Here is a 12,688-nt window from a genome sequence, read left to right on the forward strand (position 1 = left end):
TGCCTCTGGCGCTGTCGGAGGAAGCGCGGGCTGCGGAAGCCGCTGTTATCTCAGCCGTGTTGCGCGTATGTCATTTGTCTGGTGCATCTTCCTTTCAAGGATCTTGGTCGCAGGTTGAGGAATCCGACAAGTACGCACCATCGATCGGGTACGGAGCGGTAACAGCGCCTGCCTACGGTCGCGGCATGACTTTCAACGCCACTCTGATCGCCGGCAGCTTCGCAGTCGTCGAGCCCCACGGAACCAAGATCACCAAGTACTTCTACGAGCACCTCTTCGACAACAACCCCGGTGTCCGGGGCCTGTTCGCGCGGCACATGGAGGATCAGGAGGACCGGCTCTGGAACGCCCTCGGCGGCCTGGTGGCCAACCTCGAAGACACCGAGGTGGTCGTACGCATCCTGCGAAGTCTCGGAGCCCGGCACGTTGGCTACGGCGCGCTGCCTGAGCACTTCCCGGCGGTCGGTGCCAGCCTGCTCGCCACCCTCAGGCACTTTGCGGGCGAGGCCTGGACGCCGCAGATCGAGGAGTCGTGGACCGCTCTGTACGGGGTGATCACCGCCACCATGAGTGAGGCGATGACCGAGGCGGCCGCCGGTCCGGGCGGGGCCTCCCGCAGCGGCTGAGGAGCGGCGGGCTGACCTGGTGGCCCTGTACTTCTAGGTCCACCTGTTCGCCCACAATCCGGGAGCGCGGAGTTGTTCCCCGAGGACATGGGGGAATGACGTGACCGGCTCTTCGCAGCGCTCACCTCACTCGTCCTGCGTGTGGACAGCCCTGAGCGGCCGGCCGGGTATCTGCGCATCCCTGGTCGGGACCACCGCAGGTTCCAGGTGAGGCCCGCATGATCGCCGAGCTGTCCGAGAGGTCGGGGTCCGACGTGGTCATCGAGGCGTCGGGCGGCCCGGACGGTTTCGTGCTCTGCACGTGTGCCGTGCGCGGCACATCGCCAACATCCGCGCATGGCAAACCGGTGCCCCCGCATCTGGAGTCGCTGCTGGGGCTTTTGAGATTCGGCCATCTGCCCGTCTCTCCCTTGGTCGCCCACTCCTTCGGTCCCGACCGGACGGAAGACGGCCATGAGGCGTTCGGGCACGGCACCAGCGCAGGCGCCCCTGAAAGTGGTGCTGCACCGGGAGTCGTCATGACCCTTGGCGGGTCCTTTCGACCAGGAACCGCGTCGTGTCGGCCAGCGTGGTCAGGATCGGGTAGTCCTCTTCGTCGATACGGACGCCCGCTTGCTCGGACAGCAGTTCGATCAGGCTGAGGAAATCGAGCGAGTCCAGTTCAAGCACATCGCGGAACCTGTCGTCGGGTCGGATCAGAGTGAAGTCGGCGTCGGGGACGATCTGCGTGACCGAGTCCTTGACCAGCGACAGGGCCTCGGCGTTGTTCAGCGGCTTCATCTGGGTCACAGTTCCTCCGGTCTCTGCAGAAGCCGGTCGACCGCCGAGAGGTAGCGCGCCCCCACGGCGCCGTCCGTGGCCCGGTGGTCGGCGGCCAGTGTCGCGGTCACCACCGGACGCACTCCGAGCATGCCGCCCGCGGCCCAGGGCCGCTCGACGACGGCACCAAAGCCCACCAGGGCCACCTGGGGTGGGTGGATCACCCCGAACACGGCCTCCACGCCCTGGTCGCCCAGGCTGGTGACGGTCAAGGTGGCGCCGACCGTCTCGGTCCAGCGCAGCCGCCCTCGACGTGCACGCTGTACCAATTCCTTCAGACGGGTCATGAGGGCGTCGGGTGGCAGTGTGTCGGCGTTGTGGATCACCGGTACGAGCAGTCCACCCTGCCGGAGCGAGACCGCGATGCCCAGATTGACCTCGCACGCGGGGGCGAATCCACCGTTCTGCCAGTAGCCGTTGAGCGCCGAGACCTCGCGTGCCGCTACGGCGGCGGCTTTGAGGAGCAGGGCCGCGGGCACAAGCCGCTCGGTAGGTGTACGAGCACGGTTGATCCGGCGGAGCCAGTCCTCGGCCGCCGTCAGGTCGACGGTGGTGTACAGGTAGTAGTGCGGAATCTCCCGCTTGGAGCGGCTCATGAGGTCCGCGATGGCACGGCGCATGATGTCCTTACGGTCCTCCGGGCGACTGTCTCTCCGTACGCGGGCGTCCGGACGCTGGTCGACGTTCAGCGGGCCCCACTCGGGTCGCTCGGGTCCGTTTCCTCCAATGGGGGCGCGGACGGCCGTGCGCACGTCCGCCGCCCGGACGGCTCCGCCGTCCCCGGTACCCCGCACCGCCGCCAGGTCGACGCCCAGGTCGTGGGCGAGGCGCCGTGCGTACGGGGTGGCCCGCACCCTGGGGGCGAGGGGCGGCTTGGCGTGCTCCACATCGGCACGGGTGATCCGGCCGCCCCGGCCGGTGCCATGCAGTGTCGTCAGGTCGACACCGCGCAGCGAGGCCAGATGCCGTACGAGCGGACCGGCGCCGATCACCGGGACGGATCCACCGGACGGCTCCGGGGGCGTGTGTACCTGCTCGCCGGTCGGCTCCTTGCGGGATGCGACGTCGACCGCGGTGGCCTCGGGCTTGCGGGCCGCCTTCTTCCGAGGCGTCGGACGCTGGTGCCGTGCGACTGGTCCCTGGTCGGTCGCCGCGCGCGGGGGTGCCTTGTCGGAGATGACCTCCCCGGTCGGCTCGGTGGACCTGGCCGGGACCCGTTCCGCCCCGGCTGGAACCGGCTCGCCGGAGGTGCCCGCCAGCGCGTTCGGCACGGCGTGGTCCTCGATCAGCGCGAGCGGTGTCCCCACCGGCACCCGGGTCCCCGGTTCGACGAGCAGCCGCCCCACGGTCCCGGCCTGGAAGCATTCGACCTCGATGGCTGCTTTGTCCGTCTCCACGACCGCCATGACATCGCCCCTACGCACCCGGTCCCCGGGGCTCACGAGCCACTCCTGCAGCAGACCCTCGTCCATGTCGGCGCCGAGCGAGGGCATGGTGAACGCGGTCATCTCAGCCCGACCTTTCGGTGGCCGGCCGCCGTTTCGCCCCGTCGGTTTCGGTCGCCGCTGGTTCGCCCACGGCGCGGCGTGCGGCTGCGACGATCCCCTCGACCTGTGGCAGCGCGGCCGCCTCCAGCCTGTGCGCGTACGGTATGGGGACTTCGGCGCTGCACACCCGCTCGACGGGCGCGTCGAGGTCGTAGAAGTGCTGCTCCGTGAGGCGTGCCGAGATCTCGGCGGCGAGGCTGCCGGTGCGCCAGCCCTCGTCGACCACGACGGCACGGTGGGTGCGTGCGACGGAGCCGCCGACGGTTGCGTCGTCCAGGGGGCGCAGCGAGCGCAGATCGATGACCTCGGCGCTGATGCCGCCGCTCGTGAGGTCGTCGGCGGCGGCCAGTACCTTGGGCAGGGAGCCGCCGTAGGTGATCAGCGAGACGTCCGTGCCGGGTCGACGGATGGCCGCGTGGTCGATGCCGACCGGCCCGGCGTCGGCGGGCAGGTCGCCCGAGACGTTGTACAGGCTGCCATGCTCGAAGATCAGCACCGGGTCGGGGTCGGCGAGTGCGGGGGCCAGCATGTAGCGGGCGTCGGTGAGGGTTGCCGGGGCCAGGACCCGCAGGCCGGGGATGTGCGCGTACCAGCCCTCGAGGCTGTGCGAGTGCTGGGCCGCGAGCTGTCGTCCCGCACCCGTGGTCATCCTGATCACGATCGGTACGGGCAGTTGGCCGCCTGACATGTGCAGCAGGGTCGCCGCGTTGTTGAGAATCTGATCGAGAGCCAGCAGGCTGAAGTTGACCGTCATGATCTCGACGATCGGCCGCATGCCCGCCAGGGCCGCACCTATGCCCGCACCGACGAACGCCGACTCCGACAGCGGGGCGTCGCGGATCCGTTCCGGACCGAACTCCTCCAGCAGGCCGAGGCTGACACCGAAGCAGCCGCCGTACCGGCCGACGTCCTCGCCCATCAGGAACACCCGCTCGTCGCTGCGCAGCACCTCGCGCAGGGCCTCACGCATGGCCTCCCGATACGTCGTCTTCCGTTCGGAAGACGCGGCGGCTTCGGCGATACGCGTGTGCGTCGTGGTCATGACGGGGTCACCTCCACCGGGCTGGTGACGTACTTCAGCAACTCCTCGACGGGCTCTTCCGGAGCCTGCTCGGCCGCATCCACGGCCGCGTCGATCTCGGCGGCCAGACGGTCCTCCAATGCCGTCCGGGCCTTGTTGGTCAGCTCTTTCGCATCCCGGAGCCGCCGCGCGAGCCCCTCGACCGGGTCGCGCTCCTTCCAGCGCTCGATCTCGGCCTTGTCACGGTAGCGGTCGGAGTCGTACATGGAGTGGGCGCGGAAGCGGTACGTGCGCATCTCCAGGAAGTGCGGTCCGGTTCCGGCGCGCACCCCTTCCGCGGCCCGCCGGGCGGCGTCCTCGACGGCGAAGACGTCCATGCCGTCGACGGCCCAGGAGACCATGCCATACGCGGCCGCGCGCAGCGCGAGGTCGGTCTGGGCCTGGTGGCGAGCCAGTGCGGTGCCCATGGCGTACAGGTTGTTCTCGCAGACCAGCAGCAGGGGCAGTCGCCAGAGCGCGGCGAGGTTGGCGGTCTCGTGGAACTCGCCCTCGGCGAAGGCGCCGTCGCCGAAGAAACAGCAGGTGACGCGGCCCTGGCCGGTCATGCGGTCGGCGAGGGCGAGGCCTGCCGCGAGGGGGAGCCCGCCGCCGACGATCGCGTTGCCGCCGTAGAAGCGACGGCCGGCGTCGAAGAGGTGCATCGAGCCGCCCCGGCCACGGCTACAGCCGGTGACCTTGCCGAACATCTCTGCCATGACGGCCTCGGCCGGAACCCCGCGGGCAAGCGCGTGCCCGTGTTCGCGGTACGTCGACACGACCGCGTCGTCGTCCGTGAGCGCCTCGTTGACGCCGACGGCCACGGCCTCCTCACCGATGTAGAGGTGCATGAAACCCCGGATGCGCGCCGCGCTGTACAACTCCACGCAGCGTTCTTCGAACCGGCGGACGCGCAGCATGGACTCCAGCAGGGCCAGACGATGTGCGGCCCGACGGTTCGGCCGGGCGGCGGGACGTGGTGCGTGAGGGGTGCGAGTGGTGGTCATGCGGGCTGCTCCGTCCTCGCGGTGGAGGTGGCCTCCGAGGTGGAGTCCTCCAGGGTGGAGATGTCACCCTCGGGCAGTCCGAGTTCCCGTGCCCGCAGCAGGCGGCGCATGACCTTGCCGCTGCGGGTGTGCGGCAGGTGCTGGTCGAAGGCGATCTCGCGGGGCGCCACGGCCGGGCCCAGCCGACGCCTGGCGAAGGCCAGCAGATCCCGCCGGGTCGCGCTGTTCGCGTCGAAGCCAGGCCGCAGCGTGACGAACGCCTTGACGATGTTCCCTGCCACGGGATCGGGCCGGCCGATGACCCCGGACTCGGCGACCGCCGGATGCTCCATCAGAGCACTCTCGACCTCGAACGGTCCGATGAGGTGTCCTGCCGACTTGATGACGTCGTCGGCGCGCCCGACGAACCAGAACCAGCCGTCGGCGTCGCGCCGTACCAGGTCACCGGTGAGGTACCAGCCGTCCGCGAAGGCCGCCGCACTGCGTGGCTCGTCGTGCAGATAGCCACGGAACATGGACGGCCAGCCGAGCCGGAGCGCCAGTTCACCCTCCGCGCCGGGCGCCTCCAGGACGGTGACGTGCCCGTCGGTGACTTCGGCGCGACCGTCCTCGCCGCGCCGCAGCACCACCGCCTCCACACCGGGCAGCGGGCGCCCCATCGAACCGGGGCGGATGTCGCAGGAGACGAAGTTGGCGATCATGATGGCGCCGGTCTCGGTCTGCCACCAGTTGTCGTGCACCGGCAGCCCGAGTACGTCCCGCCCCCACACCACGGCCTCCGGGTTGAGCGGCTCGCCGACCGACGCGATGAACCGCAGTGCGCTCAGGTCGAAGGAGCGGGGCAGGTCGTACGGCCCCGCCCTCGGTGTCGTCCGCATCAGCATGCGCAGGGCCGTCGGCGCCGTGTACCAGACGCTCACCCGCTGCGCGGCGAGGATCCGGTACCAGCGGCGGGCGTCGTAGTCGCCCTCGTCCACCACGACCGTCACCCCGTGCATGAGAGGGGCGACGATCCCGTACGACATCCCGGTGACCCAGCCCGGGTCGGCGGTGCACCAGAACACGTCGTCCTCATGCAGGTCGAGGGCGTACAACGCGGTCGTGTAGTGGGCGACGGCCGCCTCGTGCACGTGCACCGCGCCCTTGGGGATGCCCGTCGTGCCACTCGTGAAGTGCAGCAGGGCCATGTCGTGCGGCGAGGTCGGAGGGATCGTGAAGGTGTCGGCCGCGTCGGCCATGAGCGCGGTGAGGGACAGAGTGCCGGGCAAGTCCTCCGCCCCGTCGCCGACGATCAGCACGTGGCGCAGGGCGGCGAGGGCGTCGCGTCGCCCGGCGACCTTCTTCCGGTAGAGGTCCGCGGTGGTGACCAGGACCTGCGCGTCGCCCAGGGTCATCCGCTGGAATACCGGATCCGGTCCGAAGGCGGAGAACAGCGGGCACAGAACACTGGTGTTCTTCAGCGTGCCGAGGACCGCGGTGTACAACTCGGGGCAGCGCCCCAGAAGTGTCACCACCCGGTCGCCGTACCCGATGCCGAGGCCGCGGAGCACGTTGGCGAACCGTGACGTCGAGCGGGCCAGATCCGCATAGGTCACGGAGGTGACGGAGTCGTCCCGTGCGATGCAACGCAGTGCGACCGCTGTGGCCCGGTCCGACGACGCGTGCCGGTCCACGGCCTCGTGCGCGATGTTCAGTCCCCGCCCGCCAGGCAGGCCCTGAAGCCTGCCGCGCGCCGCCCGCCACGAGAAGCTCGCGCACTCCTCGTCGTAGTCGCGCAGATTGGGGGCGGTGCGCGGCGGGGTGCTCTTCCGGATGGTCTCCCATGGCATGCCGGCCCCTCCTTCCTTCGGGCCCGTTTCGACCATGCGCCCGGCGTCCCCCGTCCGCACTGGGTCGAAGGGCCCCATCCGTGGCCGGACGGCTCAGATCCGCGTCGTCCTCGGCGCCCGCAACGCCCACTCACGCGTCCTTCACGGGAACCGGCTCGGAACGAGGAGACCGGTGCTGCCGTCGCTCACGGAGCGAGGGAGAAGTAGTTCTCCTCTTCCTGGGTGAAGTGCAGGTGCAGGACGGTGTTCAGGCCATATAGACAGGAGCGCAGGTCGTCGAGTTGCTCGGGGGAGAGGCCCCCGCTCGCGTGGGCAAGTTGCAAGTGGGTCGCGATGCGGCGGGAGAGACGTTCTATTTCCGTGTGGGCACGGCTCATGGTGGCCGTGGCCTCGGGGCCACCGAGCGTCGGCGAGAGGGCTGGGTACAGCTCGTGTTCCTCGGCGTACTCGTGCGGGAGGAGCCGCTCGACGAGCAGCCGGTGGGTCTCCTCGACTGCTTCCAGGGCCTGTGGGCCCGGGGAGTCCGAGAGGCGGTCGGCGGAGTCGCGAACGGATGCGAGGACGTCCTGGAGGTCGTCGTGTTCGGCGGCGAAGCGGTGGATGAGGGCTTCGGCTTCCTGGCTGAGGGCCGGTCGGGCTGCCCGGTCGGTGTGCAGGGCGCGCAGGGCGTTGAGGATGACGACCACGTCGATTCCCTCCTGGAGCAGAGCGCCGGCAGTGGGTGGAAGCAGGCCGATGGCGGCCGCGGCCATGGCGGCCAGGGACATCAGCATGCCGCCGAGGGCACTTTGGACGGCGATGCGCCGGGAGCGTTGGGCGATGGTGACGGCGTCGGCGAGGCGGTCGACACGGTCGGTGACCAGGACGATGTCGGCGGCCTCGGAGGAGGCAGTGGATCCCCGGGCGCCCATGGCCACGCCGATGTCGGCGGCGGCGAGGGCGGGGGCGTCGTTGACTCCGTCCCCGACCATCACGGTGACGGCGTGCCGTTGCTCGGCGCGGACAGCGGCGACCTTGTCGGCGGGGCTCAATTCCGCGCGGACGTCGTCCAGACCGAGGACGGCACCGACTTCACGGGCGGGCGCCGCGCGGTCACCGGTGAGCATCAGGATCCGTTCCATGCCCGCCGCCCGCAGGTGCCGCAGGGTGCGCGGCGCGTCCTGGCGCAATGGATCGCGCAGCAGGATGGCGCCGGCCAGGTTTCCGTCGACGGTGAGCCAGGCGACGGCCGCGCCGTCGAGGAGGGCGCGGTCATCGACCGCTCCGGCCCAGGCCGGCCGTGCGCCCGCGGTGTCGATACGGCCGATGGAGACCCGGCGCCCGTCCACGGTGCCCGTGGCGCCCCGGCCGGGCTCCTCGGTGACGTCCGCCGGGGCCGACAGCTCCAGCTTGCGTTCCCTGGATGCGTCGACGATGGCCTGGGCGAGAATGTGCGGCGAGTACTGGTCGAGGGAGGCTGCCAGGCGAAGGACGTCCGCAGGTCTGGTCTCGGGGGCGGCGGTCACGTCGAGGACGCGGGGGCGGCCGCGGGTGAGGGTCCCGGTCTTGTCGAGCAGCAGCGTGCGGGCGCGGCCGAGGTTTTCGAGTGCGCCGCCGTCACGGATGACGACGCCGAGGCGAGAGGCGCGAGAGAGACCCGAGACGATGGCCACGGGAGCGGCCAGCAGCAGTGGACACGGGGTGGCGACCACCAGGACGGCGACCGCGCGCACCTCGGAGCCGCCGGCCAGCCACGCCAGTCCCGCCACCCCCAGGCTCAGCGGGAGGAACCAGGCGGCGTAGCGGTCGGCCAGCCGTACGACCGGCGCGGACTCGGCACCGGCCTGCCGGGCCAGCCGCACGATTCCGGCGTAGGTGCTGTCCTGCTCGGTGGCCGTGGCACGCAGCTCGAAGGCGCCGCCGGCATTGACCGCACCACTGCGCACCGAGTCGCCCTGGGTCCGCTCGACCTGGAGGGGCTCGCCCGTGAGCACCGACTCGTCAAGGGCGGCGGCAACGCCCTCCACCCGCCCGTCGACGGGGACCACCTCGCCCGGGCCGACGACGAGCAGGTCCCCGACAGCGACCTCGGCCAGCGGCACCGTGGTCACCCCGCCGAGGGCCCGGCGGCGCGCGAACCGCGGGGCATGTTCCAGCAGGGCGTGCAGGTCATGGGAGGCGCGGCGCTGGGCCGCGGCCTCCAGAGTGCGGCCGGTGGCCAGCATCAGCGCGATCAGGGCACCGGCCAGGTACTCGTGAACGGCCAGCGTGCCGCCGAGCGCGAGGACAGCGATCAGATCGACGCCCGCGTGACCGTGCCGCAACGAGGCGAGCACCCATGCCACCGCCGGGACGACGGCCGACAGCGTGCCCAGCGTCCAGAACAGGTCGGCGAGCGGGCCGGCACCGATGAGCCAGGCCGTACCGCCGGCGGTCAGGGCCGCCGCGGTGACGGTCAGCAAGGCCGGTTCGTACCGTGAGGACACGAGCGCCGTGATCTGGTGGCACAGCCGTGCTGTGAGGGTGGGACGGTCGTTCATGGCATACCTCGGTCCGGCCGTCGCGATGGCTCCCGGATCAGTCCTTCCTCATGACATCGCGATGGCCAGGGCGTGCGGCAGGGGACGTTCGTCCCTCCTGCATGGCCGAACGTCGGTCCGGCCGACTGCGCTCGGTTCGTCGGCACGAGCCGTGGCCAAACAGTGCTGCGGTTTTCAGAGAGAACCCAGGCTTCGGGTGAACTTCGTCAGGTTTCCGAGACCGGGGAGCAACCCGGCCGCGGCACCGGTCCCGTTCCGGTGCTCCCGCTGCAGAAGGCCGGCCGGGACCGGCCGGGACCAATGGGCCCCGCAGCTGCCCACCTGGCTCTGTCGGCGCGGCGCCGCACGGGAAATGCTGCGATCGTTGGACTTGAGGAGACGGCGAGGTCTACGTGCCATCCGCTGTGCCGAAGGAGGCCGGTCATGAGTGCCGACGCCGATGTGAACGCCTCCCGGCCGCCCGCGTCCGACGGGCTCGTCATGGGCAAGGACGGCATGGCCGCGCTCGTGGAGGTGCTGATCCGGCGCGGCTTCACCGTGATCGGACCCACCGCGCGGGACGGTGCCATCGTGCTGACGGAACTGCGGTCGGCCGACGAGTTGCCGTACGGGTGGGGAGTGGAGCTGGAGGCGGGTCGGTACCGGCTGCGGGAGCGGCCGGACGGAGCGGCCTTCGCGAATGCGGCAGGCCCCCAGTCGTGGAAGTCCTTCCTGCACCCGGCGCGGGTGCGTCAGTGGAGCGCCGACCGCGAGGACGGCAAGCTGGTTTTCACGCCCGACCAGGCCACGCCGCCTCGGTATGCCTTCCTGGGGGTGCGCCCCTGCGATCTGCGGGCGATCGCCGTCCAGGACCGGGTACTGACCGGTGGGGCGTACCGAGACCACGGTTACGAGGGGCGGCGCTCCGGGGCCCTGCTGATCGTGGTCGAGTGCACGGAGCCCGGCGCCACCTGCTTCTGCGTCTCGATGGGCACCGGACCAGCTGCCGGTCCCGGCTACGACCTGGTGATGACGGAAGTGGTCGACGAGGACGGGCACCGCTTCTGGGTCCGCGACGGCAGCCGGGAAGGTGCGGAGATCCTGGCCGAACTGCCCGGCCGTCCGGCCGACCCGGAAACCAGGGAAACGGCTCGCGCAGGCGTCACGGCCGCGGCCGACCACATGGGCCGGACCATGCCCGAGGCAGACCTGCGGGAGCTGATGGCCGGAACGCTTGACGCCCCCCGCTGGGACGACGTGGCAGGGCGGTGCCTGACCTGCGGCAACTGCACCATGGTGTGCCCCACCTGCTTCTGCACCACCACCGAGGACGTCACCGACCTCACCGGGGACCACGCGGAGCGGTGGCAGCTGTGGGACTCCTGCTTCGACCTGGACTTCTCCCAGCTGCACGGCGGTCCGGTCCGCGCCTCCTCGCGCAGCCGCTACCGGCAGTGGATGACCCACAAACTCGGCACCTGGTACGACCAGTTCGGGTCGTCCGGTTGTGTGGGCTGCGGACGCTGCATCGTGTGGTGTCCGGTCGGTATCGACATCACCGAGGAAGCGGCCGCCCTGTACGACTGGACGCGGTCCGGGGAGCGGCCGGCATCCGCACCGGAGCCACCATGAGCACCGTGACGCCCCCGCTGCCGTACCGGGTCGCCGATACCCGGGACGAGACCGGCGACACCCGGTCGATCGAGCTGGTACCGGCAGGAGAAGGCCTGGCGCCCTTCTCACCGGGGCAGTTCGCGATGATCTACACCTTCGGGATCGGCCAGGTGCCCGTCTCCGCCAGCGCGCTGCGGGGCCGCCACGGGGGTCTCGTGCACACCGTCCGCGCTGTGGGCGCTGTCTCGACCGCGCTGTACCGGCTGCGCCCGGGGGACACGGTCGGGCTCAGCGGGCCGTACGGCACCGGCTGGGACCTCGCAGCGGCAGCGGGCCAGGATGTGCTGGTGGTCGCCGGAGGCATCGGGCTGGCTCCGCTGCGACCGGTCGTACACGAGCTCTTGCGCCGGCCGGCCGCGCGCGGTCGCCTCGCGGTACTCGTCGGAGCTCGTACGCCCGCCGATCTGGTCTATCGGGACGAGACCGAGTGCTGGCGCGGTCAGGCCCGGGTGGAGGTGACCGTCGACCGGCCCGGCCCGGGCTGGCAGGGTGCGGTGGGCGTGGTCACCACGCTCCTGAACCGCATCCACCTGCGCCCCGAACGGACCTGCGCGCTGGTGTGCGGACCCGAGGCGATGATGCGATACACCGCACGCGACCTCATGGCACGGGGCTTGGCCCCGCACCGCATCCAGGTGTCCTTGGAACGCAACATGCACTGCGCCACCGGCCACTGCGGCCACTGCCAGCTCGGTCCGCTCCTGCTGTGCCGGGACGGGCCGGTCGTCGGCTACGACCGCGTGGCAGACCTGCTCCTCATGAGGGAGCTGTGACATGCTCACCGATCTCGGCCCGGTCATCCGCACACGGCCGACGCTCGCGGTGTGGAAGTTCGCCTCCTGCGACGGCTGCCAGCTGACGCTGCTCGACTGCGAGGACGAACTCCTCGGCCTTACCGAACGCGTACGGATCGACCACTTCCTGGAGATGACCCCGGCCGAGGGCGCCGACCGGACACGCGCGCGGCTCGAGGGCCGGGGACCCTACGACCTCTCCCTGGTCGAGGGGTCGATCACCACCGCCGAGGACGCCGAGCGGCTCCAGTACGTCCGCCGCATTTCCCGGTATCTGGTGACCATCGGGGCCTGCGCCACCTCGGGCGGCGTACAGGCCCTCCGCAACTTTGCCCACGTCGACGAGTTCCTCGCCGCCGTCTACGCTCAGCCGGAGTACATCGCCACCCTGGAGACCTCGACACCGATCTCGGCCCACGTGCCGGTGGATTTCGAACTGCGCGGCTGCCCTGTCGACCGCCACCAACTCCTCGAAGTCATCACCGCCTTTCTGGCCGGACGCAGGCCCCAGATCTCCAACCACAGCGTCTGCTTCGAGTGCAAGAGATGCGGCACCACCTGCATCACCGTCGCCCACGGCACCCCCTGTCTGGGCCCGGTCACACATGCCGGCTGCGGCGCCATCTGCCCCGCCTACGGGCGCGGCTGCTACGGCTGCTTTGGGCCGTCGAGCCAACCCAACTTGCGCTCCATGATCGCGCAGTTGCGCCGCGACGGAATGAGCGAGCGCGACATCCAGCGTGTCTTCCGCACCTTCAACGCCGCGTCGCCGGAATATGCCTCCGTACCCGACCTTGCGGCCGAGGAGCAGCAGAGCCCGCCGGCCTGACGGACCGC

At 70.8% G+C, this 12,688-nt stretch carries 10 protein-coding genes; 4 read left to right on the forward strand and 6 right to left on the reverse strand.

Annotation, left to right across the window (positions count from 1 at the left end):
• Positions 1 to 185: 185 nt before the first annotated feature.
• Positions 186 to 626 (forward strand): globin domain-containing protein, encoded by a 441-nt coding sequence (locus ACSP97_RS33055; protein WP_355529003.1) that lies wholly within the window; start codon positions 186 to 188, stop codon positions 624 to 626.
• A gap of 516 nt (positions 627 to 1,142) precedes the next feature.
• Here the strand turns inward: ACSP97_RS33055 and ACSP97_RS33060 are convergent.
• The 6 genes from ACSP97_RS33060 to ACSP97_RS33085 form a co-directional block, all read right to left on the reverse strand.
• On the reverse strand, positions 1,143 to 1,406 hold the full coding sequence (locus tag ACSP97_RS33060) for an acyl carrier protein (RefSeq protein WP_440558509.1): 264 nt from the start codon (positions 1,404 to 1,406) through the stop codon (positions 1,143 to 1,145).
• Positions 1,407 to 1,411: 5 nt separating this feature from the next.
• Complete coding sequence (locus tag ACSP97_RS33065) at positions 1,412 to 2,953, reverse strand: dihydrolipoamide acetyltransferase family protein (protein ID WP_440555706.1); 1,542 nt, start codon at positions 2,951 to 2,953, stop codon at positions 1,412 to 1,414.
• 1 nt (position 2,954) lies between these two features.
• Entirely contained in the window at positions 2,955 to 4,034 is a 1,080-nt protein-coding gene (locus tag ACSP97_RS33070; protein WP_440555707.1) for an alpha-ketoacid dehydrogenase subunit beta, read from the reverse strand.
• Positions 4,031 to 5,056, reverse strand: a complete 1,026-nt coding sequence (pdhA, locus tag ACSP97_RS33075; RefSeq protein ID WP_355529012.1) for a pyruvate dehydrogenase (acetyl-transferring) E1 component subunit alpha — start codon at positions 5,054 to 5,056, stop codon at positions 4,031 to 4,033. The genes ACSP97_RS33070 and pdhA overlap by 4 nt, the downstream gene beginning before the upstream one ends.
• Positions 5,053 to 6,885, reverse strand: a complete 1,833-nt coding sequence (acsA, locus tag ACSP97_RS33080; RefSeq protein WP_358274879.1) for an acetate--CoA ligase — start codon at positions 6,883 to 6,885, stop codon at positions 5,053 to 5,055. Before acsA ends, pdhA begins: the two co-directional genes overlap by 4 nt.
• Positions 6,886 to 7,070: 185 nt before the next feature.
• Entirely contained in the window at positions 7,071 to 9,404 is a 2,334-nt protein-coding gene (locus ACSP97_RS33085; protein WP_388295311.1) for a heavy metal translocating P-type ATPase, read from the reverse strand.
• A gap of 423 nt (positions 9,405 to 9,827) precedes the next feature.
• Between ACSP97_RS33085 and ACSP97_RS33090 the strand changes: the two genes are divergently transcribed.
• Genes ACSP97_RS33090 through ACSP97_RS33100 form a run of 3 tightly spaced genes read left to right on the forward strand, consistent with a single transcriptional unit; the run spans position 9,828 to position 12,680 of the window.
• The gene (locus ACSP97_RS33090) at positions 9,828 to 11,015 is read left to right on the forward strand and encodes a 4Fe-4S dicluster domain-containing protein (RefSeq protein WP_355529021.1); all 1,188 of its coding nucleotides are present in this window, start codon (positions 9,828 to 9,830) and stop codon (positions 11,013 to 11,015) included.
• Complete coding sequence (locus ACSP97_RS33095) at positions 11,012 to 11,830, forward strand: FAD/NAD(P)-binding protein (RefSeq protein WP_358274883.1); 819 nt, start codon at positions 11,012 to 11,014, stop codon at positions 11,828 to 11,830. Before ACSP97_RS33090 ends, ACSP97_RS33095 begins: the two co-directional genes overlap by 4 nt.
• Position 11,831: 1 nt before the next feature.
• Positions 11,832 to 12,680: an oxidoreductase gene (locus ACSP97_RS33100; protein ID WP_358274885.1), complete on the forward strand. Its 849-nt coding sequence runs from the start codon at positions 11,832 to 11,834 to the stop codon at positions 12,678 to 12,680.
• Positions 12,681 to 12,688 lie beyond the last annotated feature (8 nt).

The organism is Streptomyces sp. SCPE 10 (assembly GCF_051980735.1).
Lineage (GTDB): Bacteria > Actinomycetota > Actinomycetes > Streptomycetales > Streptomycetaceae > Streptomyces > Streptomyces misionensis.

Coding starts and splice junctions, on each gene's coding strand:
- ACSP97_RS33090 (WP_355529021.1), top strand. CDS start 9,828: ATGAGTGCCGACGCCGATGTGAACGCCTCCCGGCCGCCCGCGTCCGAC.
- ACSP97_RS33095 (WP_358274883.1), top strand. CDS start 11,012: ATGAGCACCGTGACGCCCCCGCTGCCGTACCGGGTCGCCGATACCCGG.
- ACSP97_RS33070 (WP_440555707.1), bottom strand. CDS start 4,034: ATGACCACGACGCACACGCGTATCGCCGAAGCCGCCGCGTCTTCCGAA.
- ACSP97_RS33065 (WP_440555706.1), bottom strand. CDS start 2,953: ATGACCGCGTTCACCATGCCCTCGCTCGGCGCCGACATGGACGAGGGT.
- ACSP97_RS33085 (WP_388295311.1), bottom strand. CDS start 9,404: ATGAACGACCGTCCCACCCTCACAGCACGGCTGTGCCACCAGATCACG.
- pdhA (WP_355529012.1), bottom strand. CDS start 5,056: ATGACCACCACTCGCACCCCTCACGCACCACGTCCCGCCGCCCGGCCG.
- acsA (WP_358274879.1), bottom strand. CDS start 6,885: ATGCCATGGGAGACCATCCGGAAGAGCACCCCGCCGCGCACCGCCCCC.
- ACSP97_RS33100 (WP_358274885.1), top strand. CDS start 11,832: ATGCTCACCGATCTCGGCCCGGTCATCCGCACACGGCCGACGCTCGCG.
- ACSP97_RS33060 (WP_440558509.1), bottom strand. CDS start 1,406: ATGAAGCCGCTGAACAACGCCGAGGCCCTGTCGCTGGTCAAGGACTCG.
- ACSP97_RS33055 (WP_355529003.1), top strand. CDS start 186: ATGACTTTCAACGCCACTCTGATCGCCGGCAGCTTCGCAGTCGTCGAG.